We start from the raw sequence: 303 nt of genomic DNA on the forward strand, positions 1-303 counted from the left end.
GCACAAGCCGCAAGCGGTGATCGATCGGCTGGCGTATTTCTACGCGCACGAGAACTCCAACATCCACCGCGCGGCGCATGAACTGGCCGCGCGTGCCACGGATGCCTACGAGGGTGCACGCAACAAGGTCGCGCGTTTCCTGGGTGCGAAGTCGTCAAGCGAGATCATCTTCGTGCGCGGCGCCACGGAGGCGATCAACCTCGTTGCGCAGACGTTCGGCCGCCAGCACATCGGCGCCGGGGACGAGATCATCGTCTCGCACCTGGAGCACCACGCCAACATCGTGCCGTGGCAGCAGCTTGC

1 protein-coding gene is annotated in these 303 nt (G+C 65.0%); it reads left to right on the forward strand.

Features of this window, described 5'->3' with window-relative positions:
• Positions 1-303, forward strand: a 303-nt coding sequence (locus tag RVY79_RS18825; RefSeq protein WP_317466080.1) for an aminotransferase class V-fold PLP-dependent enzyme, incomplete at both ends; no start/stop codon positions are given.

Source organism: Chromohalobacter sp. HP20-39 (assembly GCF_033052815.1).
GTDB lineage: Bacteria > Pseudomonadota > Gammaproteobacteria > Pseudomonadales > Halomonadaceae > Chromohalobacter.